Origin of the sequence: Streptomyces sp. NPDC015220 (assembly GCF_043079345.1) — a bacterium.
Taxonomy (GTDB): domain Bacteria; phylum Actinomycetota; class Actinomycetes; order Streptomycetales; family Streptomycetaceae; genus Streptomyces.
The window spans coordinates 82,469-100,109 of record NZ_JBIBUK010000019.1 but is presented as its reverse complement, the minus strand read 5'-3'; the positions used below and the strand labels follow the sequence as shown (position 1 = coordinate 100,109).

Annotated in this window: 14 protein-coding genes and 1 pseudogene; 5 read left to right on the top strand and 10 right to left on the bottom strand. The window is 73.5% G+C overall.

Annotated features, from left to right (window positions below; genetic code table 11):
* The first annotated feature begins 146 nt into the window (after nt 1-146).
* The gene (locus ACF061_RS29440) at nt 147-1,394 is read left to right on the top strand and encodes an exo-beta-N-acetylmuramidase NamZ domain-containing protein (RefSeq protein WP_392270026.1); all 1,248 of its coding nucleotides are present in this window, start codon (nt 147-149) and stop codon (nt 1,392-1,394) included.
* Nucleotides 1,395-1,582: 188 nt separating this feature from the next.
* Nucleotides 1,583-2,896 (top strand): serine-threonine protein kinase, encoded by a 1,314-nt coding sequence (locus ACF061_RS29435; RefSeq protein WP_392270025.1) that lies wholly within the window; start codon nt 1,583-1,585, stop codon nt 2,894-2,896.
* 62 nt (nt 2,897-2,958) lie between these two features.
* Here the strand turns inward: ACF061_RS29435 and ACF061_RS29430 are convergent, their stop codons facing one another.
* On the bottom strand, nt 2,959-5,760 hold the full coding sequence (locus ACF061_RS29430; RefSeq protein WP_392270024.1) for a penicillin acylase family protein: 2,802 nt from the start codon (nt 5,758-5,760) through the stop codon (nt 2,959-2,961).
* Nucleotides 5,761-6,030: 270 nt separating this feature from the next.
* Here ACF061_RS29430 and ACF061_RS29425 point away from each other — a divergent pair, with 270 nt between their 5' ends.
* On the top strand, nt 6,031-6,633 hold the full coding sequence (locus ACF061_RS29425; RefSeq protein ID WP_392270023.1) for a hypothetical protein: 603 nt from the start codon (nt 6,031-6,033) through the stop codon (nt 6,631-6,633).
* A gap of 428 nt (nt 6,634-7,061) precedes the next feature.
* Here the strand turns inward: ACF061_RS29425 and soxR are convergent, their stop codons facing one another.
* A complete protein-coding gene (soxR, locus tag ACF061_RS29420; RefSeq protein WP_392270022.1) occupies nt 7,062-7,631 on the bottom strand; it encodes a redox-sensitive transcriptional activator SoxR in 570 nt (189 codons plus the stop codon).
* A 112-nt stretch (nt 7,632-7,743) separates the two neighbouring features.
* Here soxR and ACF061_RS29415 point away from each other — a divergent pair, with 112 nt between their 5' ends.
* Nucleotides 7,744-8,205 carry a MaoC family dehydratase gene (locus ACF061_RS29415; protein WP_392270021.1) on the top strand — a complete coding sequence of 154 codons (462 nt, stop codon included), beginning with the start codon at nt 7,744-7,746 and terminating at the stop codon, nt 8,203-8,205.
* On the opposite strand, the gene ACF061_RS29410 is transcribed toward ACF061_RS29415, so the two are convergent.
* From ACF061_RS29410 to ACF061_RS29400, 3 genes are all read right to left on the bottom strand, one after another.
* A complete protein-coding gene (locus tag ACF061_RS29410) occupies nt 8,196-8,840 on the bottom strand; it encodes a TetR/AcrR family transcriptional regulator (protein ID WP_392270020.1) in 645 nt (214 codons plus the stop codon). The genes ACF061_RS29415 and ACF061_RS29410 overlap by 10 nt on opposite strands.
* A 160-nt stretch (nt 8,841-9,000) precedes the next feature.
* Nucleotides 9,001-9,288, bottom strand: coding sequence for a YiaA/YiaB family inner membrane protein (locus ACF061_RS29405; RefSeq protein ID WP_392270019.1), 288 nt, complete (start codon nt 9,286-9,288; stop codon nt 9,001-9,003).
* A 175-nt stretch (nt 9,289-9,463) separates the two neighbouring features.
* Nucleotides 9,464-10,615 carry an acyl-CoA dehydrogenase family protein gene (locus tag ACF061_RS29400; RefSeq protein WP_392270018.1) on the bottom strand — a complete coding sequence of 384 codons (1,152 nt, stop codon included), beginning with the start codon at nt 10,613-10,615 and terminating at the stop codon, nt 9,464-9,466.
* A gap of 98 nt (nt 10,616-10,713) precedes the next feature.
* On the opposite strand from ACF061_RS29400, the pseudogene ACF061_RS29395 reads away from it, so the two are divergent.
* A pseudogene (locus ACF061_RS29395) lies at nt 10,714-11,361 on the top strand (TetR/AcrR family transcriptional regulator); the annotation flags it as partial.
* A gap of 298 nt (nt 11,362-11,659) precedes the next feature.
* On the opposite strand, the gene ACF061_RS29390 reads toward ACF061_RS29395, so the two are convergent.
* The 5 genes from ACF061_RS29390 to ACF061_RS29370 form a co-directional block, all read right to left on the bottom strand.
* The gene (locus tag ACF061_RS29390) at nt 11,660-12,742 is read right to left on the bottom strand and encodes a Zn-dependent alcohol dehydrogenase (RefSeq protein WP_392270017.1); all 1,083 of its coding nucleotides are present in this window, start codon (nt 12,740-12,742) and stop codon (nt 11,660-11,662) included.
* Nucleotides 12,743-12,756: 14 nt separating this feature from the next.
* Nucleotides 12,757-14,145 (bottom strand): aldehyde dehydrogenase family protein, encoded by a 1,389-nt coding sequence (locus ACF061_RS29385; RefSeq protein WP_392270016.1) that lies wholly within the window; start codon nt 14,143-14,145, stop codon nt 12,757-12,759.
* Between the two features lie 361 nt (nt 14,146-14,506).
* Nucleotides 14,507-15,859, bottom strand: coding sequence for an ABC transporter ATP-binding protein (locus ACF061_RS29380; RefSeq protein WP_392270015.1), 1,353 nt, complete (start codon nt 15,857-15,859; stop codon nt 14,507-14,509).
* A 223-nt stretch (nt 15,860-16,082) separates the two neighbouring features.
* Entirely contained in the window at nt 16,083-16,847 is a 765-nt protein-coding gene (locus ACF061_RS29375; RefSeq protein ID WP_392270014.1) for a class F sortase, read from the bottom strand.
* Nucleotides 16,834-17,583 carry a hypothetical protein gene (locus ACF061_RS29370; RefSeq protein WP_392270013.1) on the bottom strand — a complete coding sequence of 250 codons (750 nt, stop codon included), beginning with the start codon at nt 17,581-17,583 and terminating at the stop codon, nt 16,834-16,836. The genes ACF061_RS29375 and ACF061_RS29370 overlap by 14 nt, the downstream gene beginning before the upstream one ends.
* Between the last annotated feature and the right edge of the window lie 58 nt (nt 17,584-17,641).

The window sequence follows — 17,641 nt, the reverse complement described above, 5'->3', positions numbered from 1 at the left end:
GCGCCAGACTAACCGGTCGGTATGGCGTGCGGAAGGGGCGTCTCCGGCTGCCCGGTGATCCGGACCGGTCCGGCTCGTTCCCTGTGGTCCGGCCGCACGCTAGCGTGCGTGGGCATGACACGTGTCGCGATCACGGAGGTCACCGCATGAAGCTGTCCCGACGGAGCCTGCTCGCCACCACGGCCGCGGTCGCGGCCTCGACGGTCCCGGCCGCGCCGGCCCAGGCGGCCCCGGTGCGCGGCGGCCGGCCGCTGCGCACCGGCTTCGAGCGCCTGGCCGACGCCGGCTACGCGCGGCTCGCCGGACAGCGGGTCGGCGTCGTCACCAACCCGACCGGCGTCACCCGCGACGTGCGCCACATCGTGGACGTCATGCACGCCGACCGCCGGGTGGACCTGACCGCCGTCTTCGGCCCCGAGCACGGCTTCCGGGGCACCGCCCAGGCGGGCGGCTCCGAGGGCCGCTACGACGACCCGGCCACCGGGCTGCCCGTGTACGACACGTACCTCAAGAGCGGACAGCCGCTCGCCGACGTGTTCACCGCCTCCGGCGTGGACACCGTCGTCTTCGACATCCAGGACGTGGGCGCCCGCTTCTACACCTACATCTGGACGCTGTACGACTGCATGGAGGCCGCCGCGCTCGCCGGGAAGCGGTTCGTGGTGCTCGACCGCCCCAACCCGGCGACCGGCCGGGAGGCGCTGGGCCCGGTGCTCCACAAGGAGTTCGCGACCTTCGTCGGGCGGCAGCCGATCGCCCAGGCGCACGGCATGACCGTCGCCGAACTGGCGCGGCTGTTCAACGGCGAGTTCCTGACCACGCCGGTGCCGCTGGACACGGTCCCGATGACCGGCTGGCGGCGGTCGGACTTCTACGACGCCTCCGGCCTGCCCTGGGTGCCGCCGAGCCCGAACATGCCCACCCCCGACACCGCCCTCGTCTACTCCGGGACCTGTCTTTTCGAGGGCACCAACCTGTCCGAGGGCCGCGGCACCACCCGCCCCTTCGAACTGCTCGGCGCGGAGGGGATCGACGGCCGCTGGGCGGCCGCGGCCGACGCGCTCGGCCTGCCCGGCGTGCGCTTCCGGGAGGCCTACTTCGCGCCCACCTTCTCCAAGTTCCAGGGCCGCACGGTCGGCGGGGTGCAGCTCCACGTCGACGACCGGACCGTCTTCGACCCGGTACGGACCGGGATCGGGCTGCTCGTGACGGCCCGGCAGGTCTGGGACGGCTTCGCCTGGCGGTCGGACGACTGGATCGACAAGCTGACCGGGTCCGCGCGCGTGCGCACGATGATCGACGCGGGGGCCGGCACCGACGAGGTGGTGTCCGGCTGGCGGGCGGAACTGGCCGCGTTCCGCAAGGTGCGCGAGCAGTACCTCCTCTACCGCTGAGGCCGTCCCCGGCCGCCGAGGCCCCCCTCGCCGCCGCCCGGGCCCGGGCGCCGCTCCACCGCCGGGGCCCGTACCGCCGCGCGGGTGAAATTCTCCCTCCGGCTGAGCCGGGACGTATGGCCAACTCGCCACGTCGGCAGGACGATGCACCACACATCGCACCGCTGCGGGGCACGAGGGGGTCGCTGATGACGGATCCGGCGATGAGCGTTGCTCCCTACTGGGAGCTGACCTTCGACGCGGACGGGGACCCGGACGGTCCCGAGCGGGACCGGCTGCTCGCGGACCTGCCGGGAAGCGGCGTGCGCGACCTGATCGTCTTCGCGCACGGCTGGAACAACGACCGTTCGGAGGCCACCCGGCTCTACAGCCGGTTCTTCGCCCCGGTCCCGGGCCTCGCGCCGGCCGCGCGGATCGGGTACGTGGGCGTGGTGTGGCCGTCGATGCGGTTCTGCGACGAGCCGATCCCCGACTTCCCGCGCTCCGCCGCCGGGCCGGCGCCGGGCCCCGCGCTCGACGAGGACACCCGGCGCGCGCTGCTGGACACCTTCCCGGGGCGGGCCGCGGTGGTCGACCGGCTCGCGCGGATGCTGGACCAGCGGCCCCGGGAGGGCACCGCCCTGGAGGAGTTCGGGCGGCTGGTACGGCTGCTGGCCGAGGCCGCGCCGCCGGGGCCGCAGGCCCTGTTCGCCGCGGACACGGTGGCGCGGGGCGTGCCGCGGGGCGAACCGGGCATGTTCACCCGGCCCACGGCGGACGTCTGCGCCGAGTTCGCCGCGGCGGCCGCGCGGCTCGAGGCGCCGGCCGGGCCGGAGACGTTCTCGCTGCCCGACCCGTGGGACGGGGCGAAGGAACTGCTGCGGCAGGCGACGTACTACGCGATGAAGCGGCGCGCGGGCACGGTCGGGGAGCGCGGGCTGGGCCCGGCGGTGGGGCGGCTCGCGCACACGGCTCCGGGCGTGCGGGTCCATCTGGTCGGGCACAGCTTCGGCGGGCGGCTGGTGTCGTTCGCGCTGCGCGGGCTGCCCGCGCGAGTGCGGTCGGTGAAGTCCGTGACCCTCCTCCAGGGCGCCTTCTCGCACTACGCGTTCGCCCCCCGGCTGCCGGACGACCCGGGCGCGGGCGGGGTGCTGTGCGGCCAGGAAGACCGTGTCGACGGCCCGCTGGTGTGCTGCCACTCCCGCTTCGACTCGGCCCTGGGCACGTTCTACCCGCTGGCCGCGCGCATGGCGGACGACGACCGGTCCGTGCTCGGTGTCGACATCGGCGGGCTGCTCGGGCCCGAGTGGGGTGCGATGGGGCACGACGGCGTGCAGGGGGTGCCGGGCACGCGCGCGTACGCCCTCGCCGCCGCCCTGAGCGCGCCGCTGCCGGTCTCCGGGTGCGTGAACGTCGACGCGGCCGAGGTGATCAGGCGCGGCGGTCCGCCGGCCGGGGCGCACAGCGACATCGTGCACCCGGAGCTGGCGCGGGTGGTGCTGGCGGCGGGCCGCATCCGCTGACGCGCCCCGCCGCCGCTCCCCCGCTCCGGCTCACCGGTTCACCGGTTCACCGGTTCACCGGTTCACCGGTGGGAGGTGTACTCCACGACCTGCTGGAAGGTGGGCCGGTTCTGCCAGCTGATCCTTCCGTGCTTGATGCCGCCCAGGGGGCGCTGGGCGATCGAGTCGGCGCACCACTGGTCGCCAGCCGAGCACTGGTCGTCGCCGGGGTAGACCTGGGCCGCGGTCGCCCCGGCCGCCTGCTTCAGGGTGCTGATCAGGCTGTCCCGGCAGGCGCTCAGGCTGCCGCCGCCGCAGTACTCGCGGGCCAGCGGCCCCCGCACCGGCTCACCGAGAACCGCCCGGATGTCCTTGTCGACATAGCTCCACCAGCCGTACTGGAAGGCGCTGCCGGCGTGCGAGCCGGTCGGGCCGTGCCCGGCGGACGGGGACTCGTCGGTCGGCAGGTTGGCGCCGAAGGCGGTGTAGAGGTCGCTGCCCAGGCCGGGTTCGAACTCGGCCTTCACCAGCAGCGGCCACCAGGCGTCCAGCAGCCTGATCGCGTCGGCGTTGGCGTACGTTTTGGAGCCGGCCTTGGTCTCTGTGCGCCGGGCGCCGGCGGCCACCCAGTCCCGCAGCTTGCCCACCGCCGCGGCGGCCGTGGCGTCGGTCACCGGCGAGCTGTCGATCACCTTCAGCAGCTTGGGCAGGACGTCCTCGGCCCGCAGGTCGGCGAGGGCGGCGTCCGCCATCGCCTTGGTGAGCGACGCCCTCGTCACGCCGCCCGCCGCGACGAGTTCGCTCACCCGGTCCTCCAGCAGGTCTCCGCGGTGCACCGAGCCCTCGCCCCAGGGCGCGGCCGTGTAGTCCGCGGCCTGCTTGTTGTTCCAGGAGATGTAGTAGTCCTGGTCGACGGAGTTCGGGTGGGCGGCGGCCTGGGTGTAGTCGGCGGTGTTGGTCGCCGCGTCCCAGTTCCGCCACTCGTACGCCGGCCGCGCCCACACCGGGAACTCGGCGTCCACGCCGCTCGCCCGCACCGGGTTGTCGCCGCTGTTGTAGTAGGCGGTGTGCCGGGAGTCGGCGTAGAACCAGTTGAAGGTGAAGTTGATGTGCTGCGTGGCCTGCCGGAAGCCTTCCGGGCCCGTCACGAAGTCGGGGTCGTTGAGCATCTGGAAGCCGATGATCGAGTCGGCCTCGTGCAGGTACGAGGAGCGCAGGGTGGTGTAGGCGACCTTCTTGCCGCCGACGGTGGCGCGGTACTGGACCGGGCCGTACTTGGTGCGCCACACGCGCATCGTGTAGGAGCCGGCCGCCGTGCCGTCGGCGGTGGTGGGCTTCCAGGAGTTGGCCCGCTCGACCTTGTCCATGGCCGTGCAGGCGCCGTGGTACAGGTAGTGGTAGTCGTCCTGGCACAGCTCGACGGCGTAGGTGTCGATGATGTCCTGGCCGGAGGTCGTGGCGCTCCACGAGTAGTCCTGGCCGCGGCCGAGTTCGACGTACATGCTCAGGCCCGCGAAGGAGGCGCCGCGGGCGCTGATGCCGGGCCCCTGGATCTCCTGGAGCAGCAGCAGCTGCGGTGCGAAGTAGCCGGTCTGCGGGCCGAAGACGGCCACCGGGTGGCCACTTGCGGTGTGCTCGCCGCTCACGACCAGGGCGTTGGACATGCCGCGCCTGGCGGAGGACAGCGTCGACCGGGCGGCCGTGGTGGAGGCGGCCTCGGCGACCGATCCGGTGGCGCTGCCGGTGCGGTCGTAGACCAGCGGCTCCTGGGTCGCCGAGCCGGCGTCGGGCAGTGCCTGGCCCTGCGGGCTGGTGGGCTTCGTGGCGTACGGGAAGCTCTGTCCGTCGTGGAGGGTGAGGACGGCCTCGGGGTCGTTGCGTTCGCGGAAGGACTCCCAGACCTTGGTGCCCTCCGCGACGCCGTACTTGGCCTGGGCGGCCAGCAGGGAGAGGGCGTTGTTCACCTCACCGCCGCCGCCGGAGCCGAAGAGCGAGCCGACCACGGAGGCCAGCGCGACCATGTCGGTGACCTTGAAGTGGTCGATGGTGCCGGAGTTGGTGATGGCGTCCTTGTGGCCGGTCAGGACGTACTCGCCGGGGAAGTAGCGGCCGGAGTCGGAGGCGTCGATGTAGGCGTTGATGCCGGCGAGGTAGGCGTTGACGTCGGCGAGGGCCTGCTGGCCGCGTGCGCCGGCCTTGGCCACGGCGCTGTCGATCTGCGCCTGGAGGTCGGCCTCGGTGTAGGGCGCGTTGCGGTAGAACTGCTGCTCCAGGCCCTGGTTGGCGGCGGCGCCGCCGGCGAAGGAGGTCAACTGGCCGCGGCCCACGTGCCGGAAGACGTCCATGAGCCAGAGCCGGTCCTCGGCGGCGGCGTATCCGGCGCCGAACTCGGTGCCGTAGCGGGTGGTGCCCGTGATGTGCGGCACACCGGTCTTCTTGTCCCGGACGATCGTGACGTCGCCGCGGCCGGCGGGCTTCTCGGTGGAGGCGACCTGGTCGGCGGGGACCCCGAACGAGGCGTCGTTGAAGAAGCTGTTGATCTTCGCGTCGGTGAGCGCCGAGTAGCCGGTGGCCAGGTTGGCGTACGGTCCGAGCTGGTCTGCGGCGTGGCTGGGCTGGGTGCCGAAGCCCTGGTTGAGGAGGATCTGGGCGAGGGTGGCGTTGCCGTTCTCGCCGGGCGGCAGGATGTCCGAGCACTGGCCGCCGCAGTAGTCGCCGGCGGCAGCGGCCGCGGCAGCGGGCGTCGCGTCGGCCGCGACCGCTTGGGAAAAGGGCGACAAAAGACCGGCAATGAGGACGCATACGGATGCGGTCTTCAGGAACCCGTGGAATCTACGGGGAGTTCTCTCTTCGTCGAGCGCGTTGCGTGGGGTGCGCCGTGACATGGCAGCTCCTCCCGACGGGGATGGTGCGGGACGTTACCGCCGGTATCCCCGAGATGGAAGGTGAACATGCGTCACTTTTGGGAGTCGCCGTGGCGGACATGACGGTCAACCGGGGCGGAGTTATGGCAGACATCGGAAATCGGATGGAGCCGGTTCGCGGGTCGGTGCGTCTATCCGGCGACGTCCGTACGGCGACTCGGCACGACGGACCGTACGACGACGCCGAAGTGACCGAAGTACAAGGTGCAGGTGTGACGGAGGTGCAGGGCGATGGCCGGTTTCCGGAGTCTGGCAAGACAGGTGAGGGATCCGCGGTGCGATCTGGCGCTGCGGCGTTACTCACTGCGCAAGTGCCTTGAGCGGTTTGCTCCTTACGGGCACCGGGCGACCTGGGACCATCTGTGCTCCCGGGCCGGGTTCGGTCCCGAGGACAGGTCTCCCGATCCGGTGCGGCTCGTGGCCGCGCTGGAGGAGCTGGAGGAGGCGCGTGCGGTGTGGCTCGACTACGAGGTCGAGTTCGCCGGCCGCCGCAGGAAGGAGAAGCACGACGGGCTGCGCCGGCCGGGCAGCGTGGACGACTGGCACCGGATGACCTGGGGCGGTTTCGGGGTCGCCTGGTGCGACGACCCGCGGGTGCACCCCGGTGAGCCCTTGGCCGAGGTGCTGCGCCGGCTGATCGCCGCACTGGAGCGCGACCCGGGCTCGACGTGCCCGGTGTGCGCCGGGGAACACCTGGTCTGGCGCTACGGCCTGGACCACGAACCGTCCTCCGGCCCGGTCTGCGCGGACTGCGGGATCCTGGTCCCGCGCCCGGTCCTGACCCCGGAGTCCCTGGCGTACGCCAGGCGGGGGCGGTTGCTGGTGTCGGCCTGAAGGGGGCGGGGGCTGCGCCGGGTGGCCGCGGCCCTCGCCGAACGGTGACCTCACAACGCGGGCGCCCCACGGGCCGCGGCAGGCCGCCGACGGCAAACTCGCGCGGACCGGGGCGCGCGGACCGGGGGCGTGGCCGGCTGGGGGCCTGGCCCGCAGGCTCGTGCCCGCCCCGCCCGGCGGGGAACGGGCGTGCTCAGAAGCCCGGTCGGCGGCGGCGCCACTCCGGTACGGGTGTGCCCGGCACTCCTCCTGGGGCACGCCCAGGAGTCCGGTGCGGATCCCCGCGTCCGCCTCGCCCAGCGCGCGGACGGGCGGGGCGTTCCGGGAGAGCCGGCGCCAAAGCGCGGGGCCGTAGGGGCCGGCGAAGCCTCCGAACACCGTCTCGCGCGCGCCGGCAACAGCGGGCGTGGGCACGGGAGTTCGTGCCGTCAGGGCTCCGGGCACGGCGTCGTCGCCGACCGAGGATCCGCATCCTGCCGGCAACCGGCTCCAGCGGCGCTCACGGACGGGCGCGGTCGCGAACCTCGGGAGCCGCTCCCGGCCCGGCGTTCCACCATCAGCCGCGAGCCCGCCTGCCGCTCCCCGAAGACGTCGTCCGGGTTGGAGAGCACACAGGTGTCCAGGGACAGGCAGCCGCAGCCGATGCAGTCGGTGAGGTGGTCGCGCAGCCGGTTCAACTGGCTGATGCGCTCCTCGAGCTCGGAGCGCCAGGCCTCGGAGAGGCGGGCCCAGTCCTCCTTGGTGGGGGTGCGCTCCTCGGGGAGTTCGGCCAGTGCCGCACGGATCGTGGCCAGCGGGATGCCGACGCGCTGCGCGGCCCGGACGAAGGCCACCCGGCGCAGCGTGTCACGGGTGTACCGGCGCTGGTTGCCGCTCGTGCGGCTGCTGCTGATCAGGCCCTTGGCCTCGTAGAAGTGAAGGGCCGAGACCGCGGCGCCGCTGCGCGCGGACAGCTGGCCGACGGTCAGCTCGTGAATCTTGCCGGGAATCTGGGGCACCTTCCAGAGCCTACCCACCGTGTCGCCGGCGACCTCCGTTGACATGGGCCTCCCACACGACCATGCTAAGCAGTTGCTTAGACAATGACGCGCGATGCGAGAGGCCGGGCACATGGCAGAGCCGAGGATCTTCACCTCCGCCGACGAGCTGAGGGCGGCGGTGGGCGAGCAGCTGGGGCACACCGACTGGCTGGAGATCGACCAGAAGCGGATCGACCTGTTCGCGGAGGCGACCGGCGACCACCAGTGGATCCACGTGGACCCGGAGAAGGCGGCCGCCGGTCCGTTCGGCACCACCATCGCGCACGGCTATCTGACCCTGTCGCTGCTGCCCCTGTTCGGGCCGCAGCTGATCCAGGTCGAGGGCGTGAGGATGGGCGTCAACTACGGCACCAACAAGGTCCGCTTCCCCTCCCCCGTCCCGGTCGGCTCGCGGCTGCGCGCCACCGCCGTGATCAGCGACGTGGCGGACGTCCCGGGAGGGGTGCAGGTGACCGTCGCCTTCACCGTGGAGCGCGAGGGCGGCGACAAGCCGGTGTGTGTGGCGGAGTCGGTGTCCCGCTACTACCTCTGAGCGGGGCCGGGCCGCTTGGCGCCGACCATCCGCAGGACGAGGTCGGCGTAGAGCGCGCCGACCTCCTCCGGGGTGCGGGGGCCGTCGAGGTTGAACCAGCGGGCGACGTCGATGCACAGGGAGAGCACGGCGAGCGTGGTGCCGTGCACGTCCGCGACGTCGAACTCGCCGGCGGCCACGCCGTCCTCGACGATCCGGCGGACCTCGGCGTCGACCTGGCGGCGCAGCGCGAGGATCTCGGCGCGGGCGTCGGGGCCGAGCGAGTCCAGCTCGTACTGCACGACGCGCGCGGTGGTGCGCCCGCCCGCGTGCCAGCGGACGAAGGAGCTGACGGCGTCGGCGAGCCGGTCGGTCGCGTCGCCCTCGCGCCGGGCCGCCGTGCGCAGGATCTCCAGGGCCTTCTCGTGGCCGATCCGGCTGATCCGGTGCAGCAGCTCTTCCTTGGTCTTGTAGTGGATGTAGAGCGCGGCCGGGCTCATCCCGGCGCGGCCCGCGATGTCGCGGGTCGTCGTCGCGTGGTAGCCCCGCTCGGCGAAGGCCTCCACGGCGGCCACGAGCAGCCGCCGGGCCGCGTCAGGGGTGACCTCGCCCCACGGCTGCGCGTCGCCGCCGGCCGTCTCCTCCGCCGTACTCATCGCTCGTAAGCCCCTCTCTGCGTCCGGGGCTCCACCATACCGCCGAAGCTGAGCGAACGCTTAGTGTGCCCGGTGAGCGGGGTGCCGTCGCCGGTACGACGGCTTCACGGCTTCACGGCTTCACGGCTTCACGGCTTCACGGCTTCACGGCTTCACGGCTTCACGGCTTCTCGAAGGGGTCGTACTCGGCGAGCAGCTTCTCCAGCCGGGCCTGGTCGACCCGGCTGACGATCTGTCCGGCCTCCTGGCGGTCCCTGATCACCTTGGCGAGCGTGAAGGCGGAGGTGACCAGGTAGAGCACGGCGATGGCGAGGAAGGCGCGCACCCAGGCGTCGGCGTCCAGCCGGAAGATGCCGACGGAGGTGGCCGCCATGGCGACGGCGAAGGAGGCGACGGCCTGGCCGTAGAAGGCGGCCGTGCCCTGCTGCTTGACCGGTGTGTCACTCATGGGGAAGAGCATCGGCGCCGGCGGGTGCCGCCGCATCCGCCCGGGTACTCATTCGCGCTACTCAGAACACGGGCCCCGGCAGGTCCGGCCCCGTCCGCGGCGCCCGGCCCCGACCGAGGGCCCGGCACGGGAGCCGGGGCACGGGAGCCGGGGCACGGGAGCCCGGGCACGGGGATCAGAAGGCCGAGACTCCCGTCAGGGCCCGGCCGATGACCAGCTTCTGGATCTGGCTGGTGCCCTCGTAGAGGGTCATCACGCGGGCGTCGCGCAGCAGCTTGCCCACCGGGTACTCGTCGATGTAGCCATAGCCGCCGAAGACCTGGAGGGCGTTGTTGGCGGCGCGGACGGCGGCCTCGGAGGCGAAGAGCTTGGCCTTGGAGGACTCCACGGCGAAGGGCAGCCCGCGGTCGACGAGGTCGGCGACCCGCCAGGTCAGCAGGCGGGCGGCGTCCACGTCGACGGCGATGTCGCTGATCAGCTCCTGGACGAGCTGGTGGTGGGCGATGGGCTTGCCGAACTGCTCGCGTTCGCCCGCGTGGCGGACCGCCGCGTCCAGCGCCGCCTGGGCTATGCCCACGCAGCCGGCCGCCACCGACATCCGGCCCTTGGCCAGCGCCGACATGGCGACGGAGAACCCCTTACCCTCCGGGCCCAGCATCGCGGAGGCCGGAACGCGCACGTCCTCGAGGACCAGCTCGGCGGTGGCCTGGCCGCGCAGGCCCAGTTTGCCGTGGATGGCGCGGCGGGTCAGGCCGGGCGTGTCGGTGGGGACGAGGAAGGCGGAGACGCCCTTGTGGCCGGGGGCGTCGGTGGAGCGGGCGAAGAGCAGGACGACGTCGGCCCAGGTTCCGTTGGTGATGAACATCTTGGCGCCGTTGACGACGTAGTCGTCGCCGTCGCGGACGGCCCGGGTCGTGAGGTTGCCCGCGTCGGAGCCGGTGCCGGGCTCGGTCAGGCCGAAGCAGCCGATGTACTCGCCTGAGGTCAGGCCCGGCAGCCACCGCCGCTTCTGCTCCTCCTCGCCCCAGGCGGCGATGGTCTTGGCGACCAGGCCCAGCGAGACCGAGACGATGCCGCGCACGGAGGAGTCGCCGCGGCCGAGCTCCTCGGTCACCAGGCAGTAGGCGAGGTGGTCGCCGCCGGAGCCGCCGTACTCCTCGTCGACGGTGAGCCCCAGGAAGCCGACCTCGCCGAGCTTCTTCACGATCGCCCGGTCGACCTCCTCGGCGCGGTCCCAGGCGACGACGTTGGGGGCGATCTCCCGTTCGACGAAGTCCCGGGCGAGCTGCCGTACCGCTGTCTGCTCCTCGCCGAGTCCGAGGTTCATCACGGATCACCCCAATAGATGACAGGTCCTGACGGACGACAGATCTTGAAAGCCGTACATTTAAATTACCACTGCTAGTTTTACGCCGCAGCCCTACTATGTGCGCCATGGCCCGACCACGCAAGCCCCTGCTCAGCACCGACCGCATCGTCGCCGCGGCGCGGGACCTCGTGGACGCGGAGGGCCTGGCGGCCGTCTCCACCCGTCGGCTCGCCGCCGGACTCGGAGTGAGCGGTCCCTCGCTGTACAACCACTTCCGCACCAAGGACGAGATCCTCGAGGCGGTGGCGGACTCGGTGAGCGCGCAGGTCGACCTGTCGATGTTCGAGGACGGCCGGGACTGGCGGACGGCGTTGCACGACTGGGCCGTCTCCTACCGGGCCGCCCTGCGCGAGCACCCGAACATCGTTCCGGTGCTCGCCCACGGACCCGGCCGCCGCCCCGCCGCGCTGCGGCTGGCCGACGCCGTCTACGGCGCGATGGTCGACGCGGGCTGGCCGGCCGCCCAGGCCACCTCCATCGGCGCGCTGATGCGGTACTTCGTCATGGGGTCCGCGCTCGGCTCCTTCGCCGGCGGCTTCGTGGGGGACGCCGGCGCCTACGATCCCGCCGACTACCCGCACCTGGGCCAGGCCCACCTGCTCGCCGACCAGCAGGAGAAGATCGACGAGCGGGCCTTCGAGACGGGACTGTCCGCCCTGCTGGACGGTCTGGCCCAGCAGTACGAGCAGCTCGGGCGGAGCGCCTGGGCGTCCTCGGCCGAGCGGGCCGTGAAGGCCGCGGCGGCGGACGCACGGCCGCCGTCCGGCCCGCCGGGGGCCGGGACGGGGACACCGGACCGGACGGACCGCACCGACGACAGGACGGAGTGACCCGGGCGGGGTCGGCGCGGGGCGAGACGCCGGGGCCGCCGACACCGGGCCGCGGCGTGCCGCGCGCCCTGCCTGGGTCGCGGGTTCCCGCTCGGGCCCGGGCGGCGCGCGGACCGGCCGAGACGGCGTCGCGGTCCGGGAGGGAGCGGGCGCCCTTGCGGGCGCCCGGGTCTCAGAACACCACCAGCGCCCGGCCGCCCTTGCCGGCCGTCATGTTCTCGAAGGCCGCCGGGATGCCGTCCAGGGCGATCCGCTCGGTCACCAGCGCGCCCAGGTCCAGGCGGCCCGCGCGGACGTGGTCGGCGAGCACCGGGAGGTCCCTGGCCGGGTCCGAGTCGCCGTAGACGCAGCCGGTCAGGGTGCGGCCCCAGTGGAAGATCTCCAGGGCGTTGAAGGTGACCTGCTGGTCCTTGCCGCCGATCCCGACGACCGTGGTGCGGCCGCCGCGGCGGGTGGACTCCCAGGCGGCGCGGATGGTGACCGCGCGGCCCACGCACTCGACGGAGACGTCGACGCCCTGCTTGCCGGTGAGGGCGCGGATCTCGCGGGGCGTGCCCTCGGAGGCGACGACGTAGTCGGTGGCGCCCGCGGCGCGCGCCAGGGCCTCCTTCGCCGGGGACACGTCGACGGCGATGATCCGCGCGGCGCCCGCGATCCGGGCCGCCTGGAGGGTGGCGAGGCCGACTCCGCCGGCGCCGAACACCGCCACCGTCTCCCCCGGCGCGACCTTCGCCGAGTGGTGGACGGCGCCGTAGCCGGTGAGGACGGCGCAGCCGAGGAGGGCCGCGTCGGTGAGCGGGATGCCGTCCGGCAACGGCAGGACGCAGGAGGCGGCGACGACCGTCTCCTCGGCGAAGGCGGCGACGTTGAGGCCGGGGTGCAGGTCGGTGCCGTCGGCGGTGCGGGCGTACACGTCGGCGGCGCCGTTGAGGGCGTTGGCGCACAGCCAGACCTCACCGAGCGAGCAGGCGTGACAACTGCCGCAGGAAGGCGCCCAGTTGAGAACGACCGCGTCGCCCGGCGCGACATGCGCGACGCCCTCGCCGACGGAGAGGACGGTGCCCGCCCCCTCGTGGCCGAGCACGGCGGGGACCGGGACCCGCATGGTGCCGTTGGTCAGCGACAGGTCGGAGTGGCAGACCCCGGCGGCGGCGAGGCGCAGGCGCACCTGGCCGGGTCCGGGTTCCGGCAGCTCGATGTCGGTGATCTCCAGCGGGGAGCCGACGGCGGGCAGGACGGCGGCGCGTACGGCCATGACTCGTGACTCCCTTAGAACTGGAGGGACTTGGTCTGAAGGTACTCGGCCAGTCCGTGCCTGCCGAGTTCCCGGCCGACCCCGGACCGCTTGTAGCCGCCGAACGGGGCGAGGGGGTTGAACCGGCCGCCGTTGATGTCCACCTGGCCGGTGTCCATCCGGCGGGCGAAGGCCACCGCCTCCGCCTCCTCGCCCGCCCAGACGGCGCCGGCGAGGCCGTAGACCGTGCCGTTGGCGATGCGCAGGGCGTCGTCCTCGTCCTCGTAGCGCAGGACCGACAGGACCGGGCCGAAGATCTCCTCCTGGGCGACGGTCATGTCGCAGGTGACGTCGGCGAGGACGGTCGGGCTGACGAAGTAGCCCCGCTCGCGCGGGGACTGGGGGCCGCCGGCCACCAGCCGCGCCCCCTCGGCCACGCCCTTCTCGATGTAACCGCGCACCCGGGCCCGCTGCCCCGCGTTGACGAGCGGGCCGATGCGGTCGCCGTACTTGGCGGCGGCCGCCGCGGCCAGCTCGACCGCCTCGTCGTACTGGTCCCGGTGCACCAGCATGCGGGTCCAGGCGCTGCACGTCTGGCCGGAGTTGGACATGACGTTGGCGACGCCGACGCCCACCGCCCTGGCGAGGTCGGCGCTGGGCAGGATGACGTTGGCGGACTTGCCGCCCAGTTCCAGGGCGACCCGCTTGACGGCGGCGCCGGCGATCGCGCCGATCCGGCTGCCGACGGCGGTGGAACCGGTGAAGGAGACCAGGTCGACGTCCGGGTGCTCGGCCAGCGCCTGCCCGGCGACCGGGCCGAGGCCGGTGACCAGGTTGAGGACACCTGCCGGGAGACCGGCGTCGTCGGCCGCCTCGGCGAAGAGCTGGGCGGTGAGCGGGGTGTCCTCGGCGGGCTTGAGCACGATCGTGCAGCCGGCGGCCAGCGCGGGGGCGGCCTTGGCGACGATCTGGTGCAGGGGGTAGTTCCACGGGGTGATCGCGCCGACCACGCCGACCGGCTCGCTCAGGACGGTGGAGTTGCCGACCCGCTCCTCGAAGGCGTACGTCGCCGCGAGGTCGGCGTAGGAGCCGGCCACCGCGATCGGCAGTGCCGCGTGCACCGCCTGGGAGAACTGCGGGGGCGACCCCAGCTCGGCGGTGACGGTCTCGGCGATCTCGTCCTTGCGGGCCGCGAGCACGTCCCGGAGGGCGGCCAGGCGGGCGGCCCGCTCGGCGGGCGGCGTGGCGGCCCAGCCGGGGAGGGCGGCGCGGGCGGCGCGCACCGCGGCGTCGACGTCCTCGGCGGTGCCGGCCGGGACCACGGCGATGACCTGCTCGTCGGCCGGGTTCACCACCTCGATGACGTCCCGGCCCGCCGCGGGACGCCAGGCGCCGTCGATGTACATGCCGTCGTGTGCCTTCATGGTGCTCCTCCGGGGGCGGGGCGGCGTCGTCCGCGTCCATGGGCCGGCTCACACCGTCACCCAGGGGCCGCGACCGCGTCTTCCGCGTCACAACCTACCGACAGCCCCATAAACTAGCGCCGATAGTTTTCAGGCGCCAGACACCGCCCCGCACGTGTCCGCCGGGTCGCCGCGACGACCTCGCCGTGGGCCGGTTCGCCGGCTCACGGCCGAGCGCCGCCGAAGTCCCCGTCCGCCCCCGCCCGAACCGCTCGCCGGCCCCCGCCCGAACCGCTCGCCGGCCCCCGCCCGAACCGCTCGCCGGCCCCCGGTCGAGCGCCGACGGAACACCGCCCCGCCCCCCGGCCGGAGTGCCGCCGGTTCACTCCTCCAGGTCCGGCAGGTGGTCCGGGGCCGGGCAGATCCGCTCGCCCTGCTGGTCGAAGACGAACAGGTGGGCGAGGTCCACCAGCAGCGGCACCTGCATGCCGTGGCTCAGCCGGATGTCCGGTGTGGTGCGCACGACCAGGTCGCCGGGCAGGCGCGGCTGGGACGCGGCGGCGGGTTCCGGCCTGCCGCCGTCGGTCTCGGCGGGCCGGTCGAGCACCGCCACGGAGCCCGCGCGCAGCGCGCCCGCCCGTTCCCTCAGGCGGTCCAGGAGCGTGCCCTCGCGGCGCCGTCGCCGGGCCAGGCGGCGGGCGGGGCGCGGGGCCTCCAGATCCGGTACGACGGCGGGGCTGGATCCGGTGTCGAAGTGCACGAGGACCTCGTGGCCCTGGAACTCCAGGTGCTCCACGAGTCCGGTGAGCGGCACCTCGCCGGGCCGGGCGGCGGTGGGCTTGGCGATCCGGACGGCTTCCGAGCGCAGGCCCACGATGACCTCCCGGCCCTGCTGCACGCGCAGCAACTGATGGTCCAGGCACAGGGGTTCGGGCAGGCGCAGGAACTGCTTGCCGAGGCTGACGGTCATGGCGCCGTCGAGCGGGGCGCGGACCAGGCCCCGCAGCAGGTTGATGCGCGGGGTGCCGATGAAGGCGGCGACGAAGACGTTGCGGGGCAGTGCGTACACGGCGCGCGGGGTGTCCACCTGCTGCAGGACGCCGCCGCGCAGCACGGCCACCCGGTCGCCCAGAGACATGGCCTCGGACTGGTCGTGGGTGACGTAGACCGTGGTGACGCCGAGTTCCCTGGTCAGCTTGGCCATCTCGGCGCGCAGGTGGTTGCGGAGCTTGGCGTCGAGGTTGGACAGCGGCTCGTCCATCAGGAAGGCGGAGGGGTGGCGGGCGATGGCCCGGCCCATGGCCACCCGCTGGCGCTCGCCGCCGGAGAGCTGGCCGGGGAGGCGGTCGAGCAGGTCCTCGATGCCGAGCATCCGGGCGGTGGCGTCGACTCGGGTGCCGGGGTCCGTCCGGGGGGACTCGATGCGCAGCGGGAAGCCGATGTTGTCGCGGCTGGTCATGTTCGGGTAGAGCGCGAAGTTCTGGAAGACCATCGCCATGTCCCGTCCGGCGGGTGGCAGGTCGTTGGCGTACTCGCCGTCCAGCAGCAGGTCGCCCTCGGTGATCTCCTCCAGCCCCGCGATCATCCTGAGGACGGTGGACTTGCCGCAGCCGGAGGGTCCGAGGAGCACGAGGAACTCGCCGGGCGCTATGTCGAGCGACAGCCGGTCCACCACTCGGGTGCCCTTGTTGGCGTAGGTCTTGCTCACGTCGTGCAGAGAGATGGCGCGTGTCATGGAGCATGCCTTCGGGGACTCGCCAGAGCGCTCGGCTCCGCGCGTGGGACGCCTCGTGCGGGTCGTACGGGGCCTGTGAGTCACGGAAGTTAACGGAATGTACGCACTCGGGGGAAGACAACGGACATGATCGGACGCGGCCGTCCACCAGTTGAGAAAGCGGACGGCCGGATTCAGTCACGGGGCCGCCCGCCGGCTCCGGCCGCCCCGCCTCGCGCGGGCCTCACCTGACCGCCGTCAGATGCGCGAAGACCACCACGTTGCTGGAGTAGCCGGTGCGACGGGTGTAGAGGCCGCCGCAGGTGATGACGTGCAGCTCGGGACGGTCGGTGTGGCCGTACACCTCCTCGTCGGGAAAGTGGTCCTTGTCGAAGACCCGCACCTTGTCCACGGTGTAGACGACGGTACGGCCGTCCGCGCGCCGGACCTCGATGCCGCGGCCCGGTTCGACCTGACCGAGCGCGGCGAAGACGGCGGCGCCCGTCTTGGTGTCACGGTGCCCGACCGCGACGGCCGTGCCGGACTCGCCGGGTGCGGGGCCGCCCTCGTACCAGCCGACCAGCCTGGGCTCGTCGACCGGCGGGGTCTTCAGCTGCCGGCCGGCGTCGAGGCCGACTCCGACGACCGGTGCGTCGATCCCCAGGGACGGGATGCGCAGGGAGGTCGCCCTGGACCGGGACAGCGGTGCGGGCGACGGCGGGGCGGGCGCCGTACGGCCGGCGGACGGGGAACGGTCGCCGCCCCGGCCGCGGGCGCCCGCGCCGGCGTCCTGGCCGCCCGGGCCGTCGTCGCCCGAACCGTTGCCGCCCGCGCCGCCGGGGACCGCGGTGGCCGGCGCGGCGGCGGCCCGGTGCGGTGCGTCGGGCGTGTGGTGCCCCTCGCACCGGACCCCGGCCGTCACCAGGGCGGCCGCGAGCACGCCCGTCCTGAGCAGGCGGAAGGCACGGGTGCGGTGCCAGGGCCTGCGTCCGCGCCTACGCGGCGCCATGGAGACGCCGGCGGCTCAGCCGGACGTACGCGACCCCGCCGACCACGACGAGCCCGACGGCCGCGGCCCCGGCGACCGGGGCGAAGGCGGCGGCCATGTCGACCAGACCGCCGCCGCCCGCGTGCACGCCGCCCTTCGGTCCGTGCCAGTCGCCCCGACCCGGCGCCGCACCGCCGCGCCGGTCGTCGTCGCCGCGGCCCGGACCTGCCTCGCCTTGGCCCGGACCGTCGTCCCCGCGCCCCGGGCCGTCGTCGCCGCGCCCGGGGTCCTCGATCTGCCGGCCGAAGCCGGGCCCGCCGCCCTCGTGCCGCTCGTCGTCCTCGCGGCAGTTGACGCGGAACAGCTTCTCCCTGGAGATGCCCGCCACGGTCCAGATGAGCTTGTACTGCCCGTCGGACAGTGTCAGCGGATCGGTGTGACCGGCTCCGTTCGCCAGCGGGACGGTGCCGGTGACGGTGGCCCTGGTGGGCAGCGGGGGCTGCGCCTGGATGGTGTAGCCGATGGTCGGGAGGACGTCGAAGTTGACGGCGTCGAGATAGAACCGGCAGACCGCGGGGTCGTCCTTCGACACGCCGAAGGGCACGCCCGCTCGGTGGATCTTGATGTCACCGGCCTCGCCCTGGGCCATGGCGTCCGGCGCGGCCAGCCAGGCCGCACCCGCCGCGGTCAGGGCCGTCACGGCCGCGGCGGCGCCGACACGGGGGCCGAGGGAGCGTGGGATCGTCAGGGTGGGCATGCACGTTCCTCCGAGTCAGACGATTTTCATACAAATCGCTCTTTCACCTGACTCTCTT

Bases quoted from the DNA above. Each gene is read 5' to 3' on its own strand.
- ACF061_RS29370 (WP_392270013.1), bottom strand. From the start codon at position 17,583: ATGCCCACCCTGACGATCCCACGCTCCCTCGGCCCCCGTGTCGGCGCC.
- ACF061_RS29390 (WP_392270017.1), bottom strand. From the start codon at position 12,742: ATGGCCGTACGCGCCGCCGTCCTGCCCGCCGTCGGCTCCCCGCTGGAG.
- ACF061_RS29375 (WP_392270014.1), bottom strand. From the start codon at position 16,847: ATGGCGCCGCGTAGGCGCGGACGCAGGCCCTGGCACCGCACCCGTGCC.
- ACF061_RS29385 (WP_392270016.1), bottom strand. From the start codon at position 14,145: ATGAAGGCACACGACGGCATGTACATCGACGGCGCCTGGCGTCCCGCG.
- ACF061_RS29415 (WP_392270021.1), top strand. From the start codon at position 7,744: ATGGCAGAGCCGAGGATCTTCACCTCCGCCGACGAGCTGAGGGCGGCG.
- ACF061_RS29410 (WP_392270020.1), bottom strand. From the start codon at position 8,840: ATGAGTACGGCGGAGGAGACGGCCGGCGGCGACGCGCAGCCGTGGGGC.
- ACF061_RS29440 (WP_392270026.1), top strand. From the start codon at position 147: ATGAAGCTGTCCCGACGGAGCCTGCTCGCCACCACGGCCGCGGTCGCG.
- ACF061_RS29425 (WP_392270023.1), top strand. From the start codon at position 6,031: ATGGCCGGTTTCCGGAGTCTGGCAAGACAGGTGAGGGATCCGCGGTGC.
- ACF061_RS29435 (WP_392270025.1), top strand. From the start codon at position 1,583: ATGACGGATCCGGCGATGAGCGTTGCTCCCTACTGGGAGCTGACCTTC.
- ACF061_RS29430 (WP_392270024.1), bottom strand. From the start codon at position 5,760: ATGTCACGGCGCACCCCACGCAACGCGCTCGACGAAGAGAGAACTCCC.
- ACF061_RS29405 (WP_392270019.1), bottom strand. From the start codon at position 9,288: ATGAGTGACACACCGGTCAAGCAGCAGGGCACGGCCGCCTTCTACGGC.
- ACF061_RS29400 (WP_392270018.1), bottom strand. From the start codon at position 10,615: ATGAACCTCGGACTCGGCGAGGAGCAGACAGCGGTACGGCAGCTCGCC.
- ACF061_RS29380 (WP_392270015.1), bottom strand. From the start codon at position 15,859: ATGACACGCGCCATCTCTCTGCACGACGTGAGCAAGACCTACGCCAAC.